General features: G+C 67.7%; 12 protein-coding genes. 2 read left to right on the top strand and 10 right to left on the bottom strand.

Annotated features, from left to right (window positions below):
• Window positions 1–6: 6 nt before the first annotated feature.
• Window positions 7–2,835, top strand: coding sequence for a pitrilysin family protein (locus tag ASD14_RS15090; protein WP_082539031.1), 2,829 nt, complete (start codon window positions 7–9; stop codon window positions 2,833–2,835).
• 53 nt (window positions 2,836–2,888) lie between these two features.
• On the opposite strand, the gene ASD14_RS15085 is transcribed toward ASD14_RS15090, so the two are convergent.
• The 7 genes from ASD14_RS15085 to oleC form a co-directional block, all read right to left on the bottom strand.
• Window positions 2,889–4,244 (bottom strand): diguanylate cyclase, encoded by a 1,356-nt coding sequence (locus ASD14_RS15085; RefSeq protein ID WP_056135755.1) that lies wholly within the window; start codon window positions 4,242–4,244, stop codon window positions 2,889–2,891.
• 138 nt (window positions 4,245–4,382) lie between these two features.
• Window positions 4,383–6,074, bottom strand: coding sequence for a ubiquinone biosynthesis regulatory protein kinase UbiB (gene ubiB / locus ASD14_RS15080; protein ID WP_056135751.1), 1,692 nt, complete (start codon window positions 6,072–6,074; stop codon window positions 4,383–4,385).
• On the bottom strand, window positions 6,071–6,724 hold the full coding sequence (locus ASD14_RS15075; RefSeq protein ID WP_056135748.1) for an SCP2 sterol-binding domain-containing protein: 654 nt from the start codon (window positions 6,722–6,724) through the stop codon (window positions 6,071–6,073). The genes ubiB and ASD14_RS15075 overlap by 4 nt, the downstream gene beginning before the upstream one ends.
• Window positions 6,725–6,787: 63 nt before the next feature.
• Window positions 6,788–6,943 (bottom strand): DUF1328 domain-containing protein, encoded by a 156-nt coding sequence (locus ASD14_RS15825; protein WP_082539029.1) that lies wholly within the window; start codon window positions 6,941–6,943, stop codon window positions 6,788–6,790.
• Window positions 6,944–7,116: 173 nt separating this feature from the next.
• The gene (locus ASD14_RS15070; RefSeq protein ID WP_056135745.1) at window positions 7,117–7,296 is read right to left on the bottom strand and encodes a hypothetical protein; all 180 of its coding nucleotides are present in this window, start codon (window positions 7,294–7,296) and stop codon (window positions 7,117–7,119) included.
• Between the two features lie 203 nt (window positions 7,297–7,499).
• On the bottom strand, window positions 7,500–8,492 hold the full coding sequence (gene oleD / locus ASD14_RS15065; protein WP_056135742.1) for a 2-alkyl-3-oxoalkanoate reductase: 993 nt from the start codon (window positions 8,490–8,492) through the stop codon (window positions 7,500–7,502).
• The gene (gene oleC / locus ASD14_RS15060; protein ID WP_056135739.1) at window positions 8,489–10,165 is read right to left on the bottom strand and encodes an olefin beta-lactone synthetase; all 1,677 of its coding nucleotides are present in this window, start codon (window positions 10,163–10,165) and stop codon (window positions 8,489–8,491) included. The genes oleD and oleC overlap by 4 nt, the downstream gene beginning before the upstream one ends.
• A gap of 80 nt (window positions 10,166–10,245) precedes the next feature.
• Between oleC and ASD14_RS15055 the strand changes: the two genes are divergently transcribed.
• Window positions 10,246–10,629, top strand: coding sequence for a YkgJ family cysteine cluster protein (locus ASD14_RS15055; protein ID WP_056135736.1), 384 nt, complete (start codon window positions 10,246–10,248; stop codon window positions 10,627–10,629).
• A gap of 198 nt (window positions 10,630–10,827) precedes the next feature.
• Here the strand turns inward: ASD14_RS15055 and ASD14_RS15050 are convergent, their stop codons facing one another.
• From ASD14_RS15050 to ASD14_RS15040, 3 genes are all read right to left on the bottom strand, one after another.
• Complete coding sequence (locus ASD14_RS15050) at window positions 10,828–11,733, bottom strand: alpha/beta fold hydrolase (RefSeq protein WP_056135908.1); 906 nt, start codon at window positions 11,731–11,733, stop codon at window positions 10,828–10,830.
• Between the two features lie 133 nt (window positions 11,734–11,866).
• The gene (locus tag ASD14_RS15045; protein WP_056135733.1) at window positions 11,867–12,889 is read right to left on the bottom strand and encodes a 3-oxoacyl-ACP synthase III; all 1,023 of its coding nucleotides are present in this window, start codon (window positions 12,887–12,889) and stop codon (window positions 11,867–11,869) included.
• A gap of 192 nt (window positions 12,890–13,081) precedes the next feature.
• A complete protein-coding gene (locus ASD14_RS15040; RefSeq protein WP_056135730.1) occupies window positions 13,082–13,402 on the bottom strand; it encodes a DUF4156 domain-containing protein in 321 nt (106 codons plus the stop codon).
• Window positions 13,403–13,433: the final 31 nt, after the last annotated feature.

The raw sequence follows: 13,433 nt of genomic DNA, 5'->3' as shown, positions 1-13,433 counted from the left end.
GGATCCATGGTCCATCGTTTCCGCCCGCGCGTGCTCGCGCTGGCCTGCTCGCTCGCTTTCGCCGCGAGTTTCTCCGCCTACGCCGACACACCGGCCGCGCCCGCTTCGATCGCGCTGCCGCGCAACGTCGCCGCCGGCCCGTGCATCGAAGGCATCTGCGAATACACGCTGCCCAACGGCCTGCGCGTGCTGCTGTTTCCCGACGCGACCACGCCGACGGTGACGGTCAACCTCGCCTACGGCGTCGGCTCGGTGCACGAGAACTACGGCGAAACCGGCATGGCGCACCTGCTCGAGCACCTGCTGTTCAAGGGCACCCCTTCGCACACCGACATTCCCGGCGAGCTGAAGAAGCGCGGCATCAACGCCAACGCGACCACCTCGTTCGACCGCACCAACTACTACGGCTCCTTCCCCGCCAACGAGGACACGCTGGCCTGGCTGCTCGGGCTGGAGGCCGACCGCATGGTCAATTCCTTCATCGCGAAGAAGGACCTCGACAGCGAGATGACGGTCGTGCGCAACGAGATGGAGCGCAACGAGAACAGCCCGGGCGCGGTGCTCGCGCAGCGCGTGCGTTCCGCCGCGTACCTCTGGCACAACTACGGCAATACCACCATCGGCGCGCGCTCCGATGTCGAAGGCGTGCCGATCGGCAACCTGCAGGCGTTCTATCGGACCTGGTACCGGCCGGACAACGCGACGCTGGTGATCGCCGGCCGCATCGACCCGGGCAAGACGCTGGCGATGGTCAGCAACGCCTTCGCCAGGGTGAAGAAACCCGCGGCGGCACTGCCTGCCTTCCACACGCTCGAACCCACCCAGGACGGCGAGCGTGAAATCACCGTGCGCCGCAGCGGCGACATGCGCGTACTGATGGCCGCCTATCACGTGCCGTCGGTGAACCATGCCGACAGCGCCGCACTGAGCGTGCTGTTCAACGTGCTCAGCGACACGCCGTCGGGCCGCCTGCACAAGTCGCTGGTGGAAGCCAAGCTCGCCGCGGCGACCGGCGCGGGCACCGACAACCTGCGCGACGCCGGACTCGCCACCGTGGTCGCGCTGGTGCCGCAGGACGGCGACATGGCGAAGACCCAAGCCGAGCTGCTGCGCCAGGTCGAGCAGCTTGCCGACAAACCCGTCAGCGCCGACGAAGTCACCCAGGCCAAGCAGCGCATCGCCAACGCGTGGGAACGCAGCCTGACCGACGTCAATGCAGTCGCGATGGGCCTGACCAGTTCGGTCGCCGCGGGCGACTGGCGCCTGTATTTCCTGCGCCGCGACGAAATCGAGAAAGTAGCGGTGGACGACGTCAACCGCGTCGCGCGCGCCTACTTCAAGCCGAGCAACCGCACGCTCGGGCGCTTCGTTCCGACCGACAGGATCGATCGCGCCGAGATTCCGCCAGCGGCCCCGGTGGCGTCGCTGCTGGTCGGTTACGCCGGCAAGGCGGCGGTCGCCGCCGGCGAAACCTTCGATCCCTCGCCCGCGAACATCGATGCGCGCACGCAGACCTTCGTGCTCGGCGATGGCAGCCCGGGCCATGCGCTCAAGGTGTCGCTGTTGCCCAAGGACACGCGTGGCGACACGGTGTCGGTCACCGTCAACTTCCATTTCGGCGACGTCGAATCGCTCAAGCGTGTGCCTGCTCCCGCGGGGAGCGTTGCGGGCGCGATGCTGATGCGGGGTTCGAAGTCGATGAGCCGCGAACAGATCTCGCAGAAACTCGATGCACTCAGGACGACCGGCGGCGTCGGCGGTGGCATCCAGGGCGCCGTGATCGACCTCGACACGCGGCGCGGCACGCTGGCCGAGGCGTTGGTGCTCGCCGCCGACCTGCTGAAGAACCCGGCTTTCCCCGAAGCCGAATTCGAGCAATTGCGCATGCAGGCGATCACCGGACTGGAAGCGGCGCGCAAGGAACCCAACACCGCCGTGTCGCAGGCAATGGCCGCGCACTTCGACCCGTGGCCCGCGGATCATCCGTTGCACTTCAAGTCGCTCGATGAGCAGCTCGCGCAATGGAAGGCGCTGAAGCTCGAGGACGTGATCGCGTTCCATCGCACCTTCTACGGCACCGCGGAGGGCGAGATCGCGGTCGTCGGTGACTTCGACCCGGCGGCGGTGAAGGCGCAGTTGGCCCAGCTTTTCCCCGGTTGGGCATCGCCCAAGCCGTACGTGCCGATCGACACGCACTACACCGCGGTCGCGCCGGAAACGAAGCGGATGGAAACGCCGGACAAGTCGAATGCGGTGGTCGCCGCGCGTTTCAACCTGCCGCTCAACGACACCGATCCCGACTATCCCGCACTGCTCGTCGCCAACCATGTTCTCGGCAGCAGCACGCTGGCCTCGCGCCTGGGGAAACGACTGCGCGAAACCGAAGGGCTGACCTACGGCGTATCGAGCAGCCTCAGCGCCGATTCCAGCCCCGACGGCAAGGACAACGCCGGCAACCTGGCGATCCAGGCCATCGCCGCGCCACAGAACGTCGAGAAACTCGTCACCGGCCTGCGCGAGGAAGTGGCCAAGCTGGTGCGCGACGGGATCACCGCAAGCGAACTGCAGGCATCGGTGAGTGCGATGCTCACCCAGCGCCAGCAGGCGCGCGCCGAAGACGACACCGTTGCCGCGACCTTGGCCCGCAACCTTTATCTCGGCCGCACGATGGCATGGTCTGCGGAGGTCGACGCGAAGCTGAAGTCACTGACAATGGATCAGGTCAACGCGGCGATCCGCAAGCACTTCAGGCCGGAAATGCTGAGCGTCTATGCCGCGGGCGACTTCGCCAAGGCGGCAAGCACGAGTGCGGAGGCGGAAGCCGGCGGCAAGTAGCACGTTCGCGGTGAACGAAGAAACGGCCCGTCCGGGCCGTTTTTTTGCTGCGCTTACGCCACGGAACCGGCGGCCGCCGCCGCGCTCCGCCCTTCCGCCTTGCAGCGGTACAGCGCGCGATCGGCGCGGTCGAAGACATCGCTGGCGCGCTCGGGTTCGTCGCCGGATGGAAACACCGCCACGCCGGTGGACGCACCGACGCTGACGCTGCGGCGGTCCGGCAGCACGACCGGCTGGCGGATCAGCTCGGCGGCGCGTTCGACCAGATGGAACAGCTCGCGCGTGCCGCGTTCGCCCTGCAGCAGCAACGCGAATTCGTCGCCGCCGAGTCGATAGGCCGTGTCGCTGCCGCGCGCGACCTGCAGCAGGCGCTCGGCGACCTGCTGCAGCACCAGGTCGCCCGCGCGGTGGCCGTAGTTGTCGTTCACCGGCTTGAAGCGGTCGAGGTCGATCAGCACCAGCGCGCAACTGCGCGGCTGCGACTGCAGCATCGCTTCGCCGAGCTGGCGATCGAACGACTTGCGGTTGAGCAGTCCCGTCAGGGCGTCACGGCCGGCGAGCATGCGGTCGCGACCCTGACTGGCAAACATGCGGTACGCCAGCCAGCCCAGTGCAAGCGCCAGGGTATGCAACCCGATACGCACATACCAGGGCACTGCGCGCACCGAGGCCCAACCGCCGTGCGGCGCCGCCGCAAGCTCCCAGCGTCCCCCGCCCGGAAGCGGGTAATGCATCGACACCGGTTTCGCCGCGAAGACACCGGGGTCGCCGAAGAAGGTTTCGTCCCCGGTTCGCCGCACGGCGATGTCCAGGCCGTTGTGATCGGCGACCCGGCGAATGTCGACGAACAATGGAGCCACGTCGACCGCCAGCGACACCATTCCCCAATAACGCGTATCGCGTCCGCCGGCGCCGCGCACGAATACCGGCGTGCGGCTCACCAGCCCGGTGCCGCCCTGGACCAGCGCGATGGGACCGGCGATGACCGTGCGCCGCGTGCGCATGGCCTCCTGCACCGCTTCGTATTGCGCGGGGACCTCCGCGTAATGCAGTCCGAGCGCCGCTTCGTTGCCGCGAAGCGGATGCACGGCCGTGATCACGTTGCCCGGCGCAAGCGCGACGTTGCGGATCGACGGATTCGCCCGCACCAGGCGCGACGCAATCGCTTCGAAGGTGCCCTTGTCGATGCGCTCTTCCGCGGCGATCACCGCGGCGAGGGTTTCGGGCACGGCCAATGCGGTCTCGAGGCGGCGATCGATGGCGTCGCGCGCGTCGTTCAAGGCGATGCGCACGTTGACGGCGGCTTCGAGCCGCGCCTTTGCGTCCGCGTAATACAGCAGCAGGGTGACGAGCGCGGCACAGACCAGCCAGGCCAGCAGCCCGGTGAGCACCGGCAGGTACCGATTCATTCCGTGCGGCTGGGAGCGGAGGGTTCGCATCGGATCAATGGAAAAAAGATCGTCCCCAGGACTGCGTCACGCCCGAATCGTGCCGGGCCACTGTCGCCGATCGTCGCACGGCGTCGCTGGCCGTGCAGCGCAATTACATTACGAACGCCGGGGCCACGCGGCGCGCAAGGCCCAGAGGCCACCGATCGCGGCGATCCACGCCGACGCCGGCACGCCGAGCAGGTGCGGGCCGCCGGCTTCGAGTGAATACAGCAACGCCGCGACGACCAGCAGGCCGGTGCCGAAAATCGCCGCGACGGTGCGCCGTTGCACGCTCTCCAGCGCGCGGGTCAACGCACGCAGGTCCTGCGACTGCATGTTCAGTGCATGCTTGCCCTCGACCTGCTGCTGCAACCATGCATGCAGCAGGCGCGGCATTTCCGGCGCCTGGGTAACGAATTCGGGCAGGCGCTTGCGGAATTCGCTGGCGAGCCGCTGCGGGCTGTAGCGCTCGACGAGGATCTTCTGCAGCACCGGCTGCGCGACGGCCCAGATGTCGAGTTTCGGATCGAGCAGGCGGCCCACGCCTTCGATGTTGAGCAGGGTCTTCTGCAGCAGGATCAGTTGCGGCTGCAGCGTGAGCTCGTAGCGCTGCGCCATGCGGAACAGCTTCACCAGCACTTCGGCCAGCGAGATCTCGCTCAGCGGCCTCGTGAAATACGGCTCGCACACCGCGCGCGCGGCGGCTTCGAGTTCGTCGATGCGGATGTGCGAGGGCATCCAGCCGGCCTGCACGTGCAGCTCGGCGATGCGGCGGTAGTCGCGGTTGAAGATCGCCATGAAGTTCTCGGCGAGGTAGTACTGATCCTCGTCGGAGAGCTGGCCCATGATGCCGAAATCGAGCGCGATGAAGCGCGGATTCGCCTTGCGCGCCGGATCGGTGTCGACCCAGATGTTGCCGGCGTGCGCATCGGCGTGGAAGAAGTTGTCGCGGAATACCTGCGTGTAGAACACGCGCACGCCCTTCGCGGCGAGCGCGTGGCGGTCGATGCCGGCGGCGTCGAGCGCTTCGATGTCGTCGGAGGGAATGCCGTGCACGCGTTCCAGCGTCAGCGCACGTTCGGCACTGTGCGACCAGATCACTTCCGGCACGTACAGGTCGTCGCTCGCTACTCCCGATGCGTTCGTCCAGAAGCGGCGCAGCACGCTCGCGTTGCCGCCTTCGCGCTGCAGGTCGAGTTCGGCAGCAAGCGTGTTCTCGATCTCCGCGACTATCTCGCGCGGACGGATCTTGTCGGCCGCCGGATGCGTGCGTTCGACGACGCCGGCCACGGCGTTGAGCAAGGCGATGTCGCCGGCGATCTGTTTTTCGATGTCCGGGCGCAGCACCTTGACCACGACTTCACGTGGCGCCGCGGCGCCTTCGGCATGCAGCGTGGCCGCGTGCACCTGCGCGATCGACGCGGAGGCCAGTGGTTCGGTGTCGAACGAGGCGAAGGCCTCGACGATGCGGCGGTTCAGCGCCGCCTCGACGATCGCGCGCGCGGTTTCGCCGTCGAACGGCTTCACGCGATCCTGCAGCAACGAGAGCTCATCGGCGACATCGAGCGGCACCAGGTCGCGCCGCGTCGAGAGGATCTGCCCGAACTTGACGAAGATCGGGCCGAGTTCCTGCAGCGCCATGCGCAGGCGCGCGCCGCGCGATTGCGCCGCGACTTCGGCCGATGCCCGCGGCACGAACGGGCGCGCGAGTTTCAGCCAGCGCTCGGCCGGCGTGCCGTCGAGCAGGTCGTCGAGGCGGTACCTCAACAGCACCCGGCCGATGCGCCAGGCGCGAAACACCGGCGTCATGCGCGCGGGCTCCCCGAACCCAGGCCGCGCAGGCGCGCGATGCGCACGGCAAGGCGCTCGACATCGTCGCGCACGTTGTCGACGTCATCGTGGAAAGCGTTGAGTTCGTCGCGTCCCACGACATCACGCGATTCCTCGGTGACGTACTCGGCCGCGTTGCTGGCGAACGCACCGCCGGCCTCGCGCGCGTGGCGCAGGCCGGCGCGGAGCGCATTGGCGATCTGCACGCCGACGACATCGCCGAATACCGAAGCGAACGGTTGCTGCCAGTCGGGATCGAAACGTTCCGCCAGGCGCTGCAGTCGACGCGCGAGATCAGCGTCGCCCTCGATGCGCAGCTTGCCCACCGGCGGCGCGTTGTCGTTACGCAGGAAAGGGAGTTGCGAAATCAGGCCGCCCAGCGTGCTGCGGACCGAAAGATCGGCTTGCCTGTCGGAGTGCACCGGCCCGACCTGCAGCCGGTCGCCGGCGACGGTCACCTGCAATGCGAGTTCGGGCGCCGCGACATGCAGGGCAACGCTGCGACCGTCGAGGGCGCGCAGTCCGTCGCGGATCTCCGGATCGAGCGACAACGCGCGGTTGAGCGCGGCCTCCAGCGTGCGGCCAGCCAGGGGCTTGAGCGAGTCGAAGGGCGTCGCGCGTTCGGTCATGCGCGCATTGTAGCCCCGCGCCTACAGCCGGGCGGCAGGACGCTGGGTGGCGGATCGCAGGCGTCAGGTACGGCGGCGGATCAGGGAGACGACGCCCAGCACCAGGAAGATGACGAACAGGATCCAGGCGATGTTGCTCGCCGCGCCGGCAATGCCGCTGAAGCCGAGCACGGCCGCGATGATCGCGATGACGAAGAAGACAACGGCGTAGTGCAGCATGCGGACCTCCTTACATCCTTCGGGTGCAAGGTCATGCTCGCCGAGGTGCGGTCGCAACGCAGTGACGACTGCAATCGCTGGCTACACGGCCTTCAGGCGGGTGATGCCGGCGTCAACGACCGCACGATCATTTACCGCACGACCACGCCAGGTATCGCCCGCTGCGCGGGTATTCACCAGTGGTGGTGATGGTGGTGGTCGTCGTGCCAGCGCCAGACCGCGGAGAGCGCGAGCCCGAGGAAGACCGCGCACCAGAACCAAGCCAGCGTGCTGGCAACCGTGGGCAGGCCGGAGAGCGCGAAAGCCGCCGCGACCACGGCAAGGACCAGGAAAATTGCGGAACCGTAGAGCATGAGACCCTCCGGCGCGGCGCGTCCCAGATGTGTGCCTCGATGCTCGCGCGTGGTGCCTTAGCGGCCCGTGAGGATGCCGCGTGGCGGCGTTACCGGATGCAATCGGCATAACGCGCCACAGTCACGGCCTGTCCGCCCTGGTGGGCCAGCCGTTCCGGCCGTCCGCTGCACGCGGAGAAACTGGCGTTGATCCGTACGTTGCTTCACTTCCGGTACGCCGCCGCGAGCCGCGCCAGGCCTTCCTCGATGCTGACCTGCGGCACGTAGCCGAGGTCGCGCCGCGCGGGCGCCATGTCATACCAATGCGTCGTGCTGAGCTGTTCGGCAAGAAAGCGCGTCATCGGCGGTTCGCCCTTCAGCGGCAACACGTGCCACAGGCCTTCGCACACCGCACCGGCGGCGTATGCAACGCCGAACGGGATCGTCTTCTCCACTTCCGGTGCACCTGCGGCGCGCAGCAACCCGTTGACGATCTCGCGCACCGTGCGCGGCTCGCCATTACTGATGAAGTACGCGCGGCCTGCGCAGGCGGCCCCCGGCGCGAGACGCTCGAAGGCGTCGAAGTGCGCTTGTGCCGCATTGTCCACATACGTGGTGTCGATGCGGTTGTTGCCGTCGCCGACGAAGCGCAGGCGCCCCGCCTTCGCGCGTTCGACCAGGCGCGGCAGCAACTGGTTGTCGCCGACGCCCCAGATCAGGCGCGGGCGCAGCGCGACGGTGGCGAGTTCGGTGTCGCTCGCTGCGAGCACGAGTTTTTCCGCAAGGAGCTTGGTCGCTGCATACGGTGCTTTCAGGTGTTCGCCGTAGGGCACGGTGTCGGCCGTACCGCCTTCGACAGGATGGGTCTTGCGATGGGTGACGCTGGGGGTCGAGGTGTAGACGAGCCTGCCGATGCGATGCGTCCGGCATGCATCGATGACGTTCCGCGTGCCCGCGACATTGGCGTCGTAATAGCTCCGATAACTGCCCCACGCGCCTGCCTTGGCCGCGTTGTGGAAGACCGCATCGCAGCCTTGCGACGCGGCGACCACCGGGTCGCGCAACGCGAGATCTCCCTGCACCTGCTGTACACCGATGGCATCGAGCGCGGGATAGCGGCCGCGATTGAAACTGACGACTTCATGGCCGCGCGCGCGCAGTCCGCGACAGAGCGCCTGGCCGAGGAAACCGCCGCCACCGGTGACCAGGATCTTCATGCGCCGACTCCTTGCTGCTGCGCCCACGCCGCCAGCTTTTCGCGGCCGATCTTGGCGTTGTGGCGGATATCCACGGGGAATTTCGGGTGACTCAGGAAGTGCGCGATGCCTGCGGTGTGCGGGCGTGCCTGGGCCAGCGCGCGCAGTTCGCGTTCGATACGCGACCATTCGCCGCGACGCACGCCTTCGTTGAGCTCCACGCATAGCACTGGTGTCTGCGATCCCTGTGCACCCAGCCCGACGAGCGCGGTGCGGCGCACGTCCGCGTGTAGGTTGAATACCGGTTCGACCTGCTCGGTGTACAGCGGTCCGGTCACGGTTTCGACGCGATGCGACTTGCGCCCGCAGAACCACAGCCGGCCTTCCGCGTCGAAGTAGCCGACGTCGCCCATGCGATGGACGATGCGCTCGCGGCCATCGGACAGGCGTTCGCGGATCTTCGCCAGGCGCGTCTGCGCCTCGCGGTTGAAGTAACTGTCGGTCGCGGTCGGACCGGCGACGGTGATCTCGCCCACCTCGCCGTTGCGCACACACAGCGCATCCGACCACGCCTCGATCGCGCCGTCATCGATGCGGATGATGCGGACGTCATTCGGCGGCACCGGGCTGCCGACGCAGGTGCCGGCGCCGCGCTCGGTCGCTGCGCGGGTGGACTGCAATTCGCGCGCTTCGATCACGGCGACGGGCAGGCATTCGGTCGCGCCGTACGGCGTCCAGAACTGCGCGTTGGCCGGCAGCAGTTCGCGCATGCGCGCGACGACGTCAGCGGGAACCGGCGCGCCAGCCGAGGTCACCCGGCGCAACGTCGGCAGCGGTTCGCCATGTTTCGCCAGCACGCCCATCAGCGCGGGCGAGCCGAAGAGCTGGTCGACGCCGAACTGCGCGATCGCGTGGTGCAGTTTGCGCGGATCGGCAAGTGCGGGCTTGGTCGGATCCATGTCGGGGATCACCGGGGTGAGACCGAGCGCGGGATCGAACAATGCGAACGGCGGGAAGGTCGGCAGGTCGACACCCCCGGCTTCGATGCCGAACGCGTCGCGCAGCATGGCGATCTGCGCGACGAAGTGGCGATGCCGGTACACGACGCCCTTGGGCACGCCGGTCGAACCGCTGGTGAAGAGGATCGCAGCGACGTCGTCGGGTTGCGTGTCGGCCAACGGCGTGGCGCCCGTTTGCGACAACGCGTGCGCGCCTTCGTGCTCGACCTGCAGCAGCGTCGCGTCCGCGAGCAGCGCGCGCTTGCCGGTGGTGATGCGCACGCGCGCCGACTTCGCCCAGCCCAGCAGCACGCGCGCGAACTGCGCCAGCGGGATACCGATGAAGGCGTCAGGTTGCGCTTCGTCCAGACACTGTTTCAGCGCGCGCCTGTCGATGCCCGGATCGACCAGCACCGGCACCGCGCCCGACTTGAACAGCGCGAACATCAGCAGGAAGAACTCGGGGGTCGGTCGCACCATCACCACCGAGCGGGTGCCGCGCGCGATGTCGCGTTGCGCGAGGCCGGCGGCGATCGCATCGCTGCGCGCGTCGAGTTCGCGGTAGGTCAGCGTGGTGTCGTACCGCGCGAAGCCGTCGGTGCCGCGCGTGCCGGGGCAGCGCATCGCAATGCGGTCGGGAAAAGCGGCCGCCAGGCGCGGCAGCGAGGCGGCAATGTTGCAGACGGTTTCGGTCATTTGCGTATTGTCGCCCGAAGCGGCAGTCCGGCCGCGGGGCAGCGGCTAGAATGCGCGCCCGGCTCTCTCCTGCGGTTTCCGTGTCCCATCCCTGCCTCACCTGCGGCGCCTGCTGCGCGTTCTTCCGCGTCAGCTTCCACTGGTCGGAAGCCGATCCGGCGCTCGGCGGGCAGGTGCCCATCGAGCTGACCGAATCGCTGCGCACGCACGAGCGCGTGATGCGCGGGACGTCGCAGGCGAATCCGCGCTGCGTGGCGCTGGATGCGGAGATCGGACGTTACAGCCGTTGCACGATCCATGACCGGAGGCCGTCGGTGTGCGCGCTGGTGCCGGCTTCGTACGAGTTCGGCGAGGCGAGCGCGCAGTGCGACAAGGCGCGGATCGCGCATGGGCTGGCGGTGTTGACGCCGGAGGATTGGGTGGGCGTCGAAGAGATCGACAAGAATCCACTCCCGGAACTTTGATTTCCCCTTCCTCACGCAAGCACAACAGATTTCCTTCCCCGCGCGCGCGGGGAGAAGGTGCCCGAAGGGCGGATGAGGGGCGCTCTTGCCGTTGGTTCGGCTCGCTGCGCCACGGCCCCTCACCCTGCGTCGCTGCGCGACGCTGTCCCTCTCCCCGCAAGCGGGGCGAGGGAGGCGATCGGTAGCGAATATGTAGGCTCAGCCGATCGGATTCGCATCCAGGAACCGGCGGATCGCCGGCACCAGCACGTCGGCCTTGTCTTCGAGGACGTAATGCCCCGCATCCTCGAACGCGTGCACTTCGGCATTCGGCAGCGCCTTGCTGAAGCCGTCGAGAAAATGGCGATCGAAGACGAAATCCTTCAAGCCCCAGCCGATGAACGCGGGGCGATCGGCGAATTCCGGCAGGCGCTTGCCCGCTGCTTCCAATAGCGGCCAGGCCTTGTCGTCCGGGCCCAGCGGAATGTCCTGCATGAACCGCACGGTGCTGATCCGGTTGTCCCACGAGTCGTACGGCGCCACATAGGCGCGGCGCACGTCGCGCGGCATCTTCTTCTCGACGCCGACGAACGAAGCGCCCGATGAAAACGCGTTGAAGGCACGGATGACCAGTGCACCGAATTTCCAGTCGCGGCCGAACGCGATCTGCCACGGCATAGGCTTCGACGCGGGCAGCGGGAACGCTGCGGTATTGGTGATCACCAGGCGCTTCACCTGCGCCGCATGCGACAGCGCCCAGCCGAAGCCGATCATGCCGCCCCAGTCGTGGACGGCGAGCGTGATCGGGCCGGTGATGCCGAGGTGTTCGAGCAGTGTGGCCACGTCGTCGACGCGCGACTGCAGCGTGTATTCGTAGCGATCGTCGCCGGGCTTGTCGGATAACCCCATGCCGACGTGGTCCGGCACGATGCAGCGGTGTCTGTCACTCAGCCCCGAAACGACATTGCGCCAGTAATAGCTCCACGACGGATTGCCGTGCAGCATCACCACCACGTCGCCATCGCGCGGACCTTCGTCCAGGTACGACATCGCGATCCCCGGCCGCACCTCGAAGCGCCGCGGAGTGAAGGGATAGCCGGGAAAGGTCTTGTCGGAACGCGTCATGCCGTTGCACATGCCGGTGAAATGAAGGGCCGGGCGAACCGGTGCATACCAAACGAAGCAGCCGGGCGAACCGGATCATGCCAATGAAAAGGGCCGGACAAGCCGGCCCTTTGCGATGAGTCGAAGCAGGCGCTTACCAGACCACTTCCGCCATCGAGCAGTTCAGGCCCGAACCGATGCCGAGCAACGCGACGCGCGTACCCTTCTTCAGGCGGCCCATTTCGCGCAGCTTGCTCAGCACGATCGGCACCGAGGCCGGGCCGATGTTGCCGTGCTCGCCGAAGATGGTCATGACCTTCTTCGGGTTGATGCCGAAGGCCTTGAGGAAGGCCTGCGTATGCGCCTTGCTGACCTGGTGGATGACGAATTCGTCGAGCTCCTCGACCACCCAGCCCAGCGCCTGGCGCGCGGCGGCGAAGGTCTTCTGGCCGAGCTTCACGCCTTCGATCATCAGCATGCGGCCGTCGGCGACCATGCGGTCGTGGTTGACGTCGCCGCGGCACAGGTGGTTCCACTCGGTGGCCGAGCGGGTGACGCTGCCGCGGTAACGCGGCGCGCCCGGCGCGAGTTCGGCGCGCGCGAGCACCATCGCCGCGGCGCCGGAACCCAGCGTCAGCGTGGCCATCTCGTCACGGAACTGTTCGGCGGTGACGCCGTCCTTGCTCAGGCGCTCCATCGTCTTCTCGTAGGCGAGGTTGGCGGTTTCGCCATCGACCACGAGGGCGTATTCGATTTCGCCGCGCTCGATCATGCGGCTCGCCACATCCATCCCGTTGAGGAAGGCGAGGCAGGCGTTGGCGATGTCGAAGCTCTGGCAGTGCTCGCCCAGGCGCAGGTTGCCCGACACGATCGAGGCGGTGGACGGCTCGAGGTAGTCGCGGCTGACCGAGGTGTTGACCAGCAGGCCGAGGCGGTCGGCATCGATGCCGGCGTCGGCCAGCGCCTTGACGCCCGCAAGCGTCGCCGCGTCGGAGGGCAGCATGTCGCCATCCCACAGGCGGCGTTCGTTCACGCCGGCCACGTCCTGCAGCACGTTGGCCTTGATGCCCAGACGATCCATCGTCGGCTTGAGTCGGGCGTGGATCTCGTCGGAGGTCAACCGGCGCGGAGCGTCGATATGGGCCAGGCCGGCGATGGCAACGTGTTGGAACAGCATGGTGGCAACCGTTTTGGCGAAAAAAGCACGTCAGATTAACGCTTTGTCGACATGGTTGCACCGGCCGTGGGTCGCAAGTCCCGGGAGCGGTGGCGAAAATGCAGGGTTCAGGCAGCGAAAGGCGGTCTTCGGCATGGGCTGGCGCAGGTCCGGCCGGTTTCTGACGCAACCTGAAGGCGGCTTGGGCCCGCCCTACCGGCAGCGATAGGCGGCGAAGCGCTGCTCGCCCTCCCTGGGCTCGGTCAGCGGCTGCACGGTGTCCGCCTGCAGGCCCGGGCCTTCGTTGCGCGCCAGGGTCTCCAGTTCCTCGCGCACCCGCAGCGGATTGCGTTCGTAGAAGCCGATCTTGCCCTTCACCGACACCGCGACTTCGCCGCGCATTTCACAGCCCGAGGGTGCGGCCCCGGCGGGAATGACCCGCACCGCGGAGGCGCCCTGCGCCATGTGCACCCAGGTGCAGCCCGAAACGAGGGCGACGGCCAGGACGGCGGCGGAAACGAGGACGGCACGCATGGGGCATCTCCGGTAGCAACGACCTGCATTG

This window comes from Lysobacter sp. Root494 (genome assembly GCF_001427225.1).
Taxonomy (GTDB): domain Bacteria; phylum Pseudomonadota; class Gammaproteobacteria; order Xanthomonadales; family Xanthomonadaceae; genus Agrilutibacter.
The sequence above is the reverse complement of the archived record's forward strand: the minus strand, read 5'-3'. Positions and strand labels throughout refer to the sequence as shown.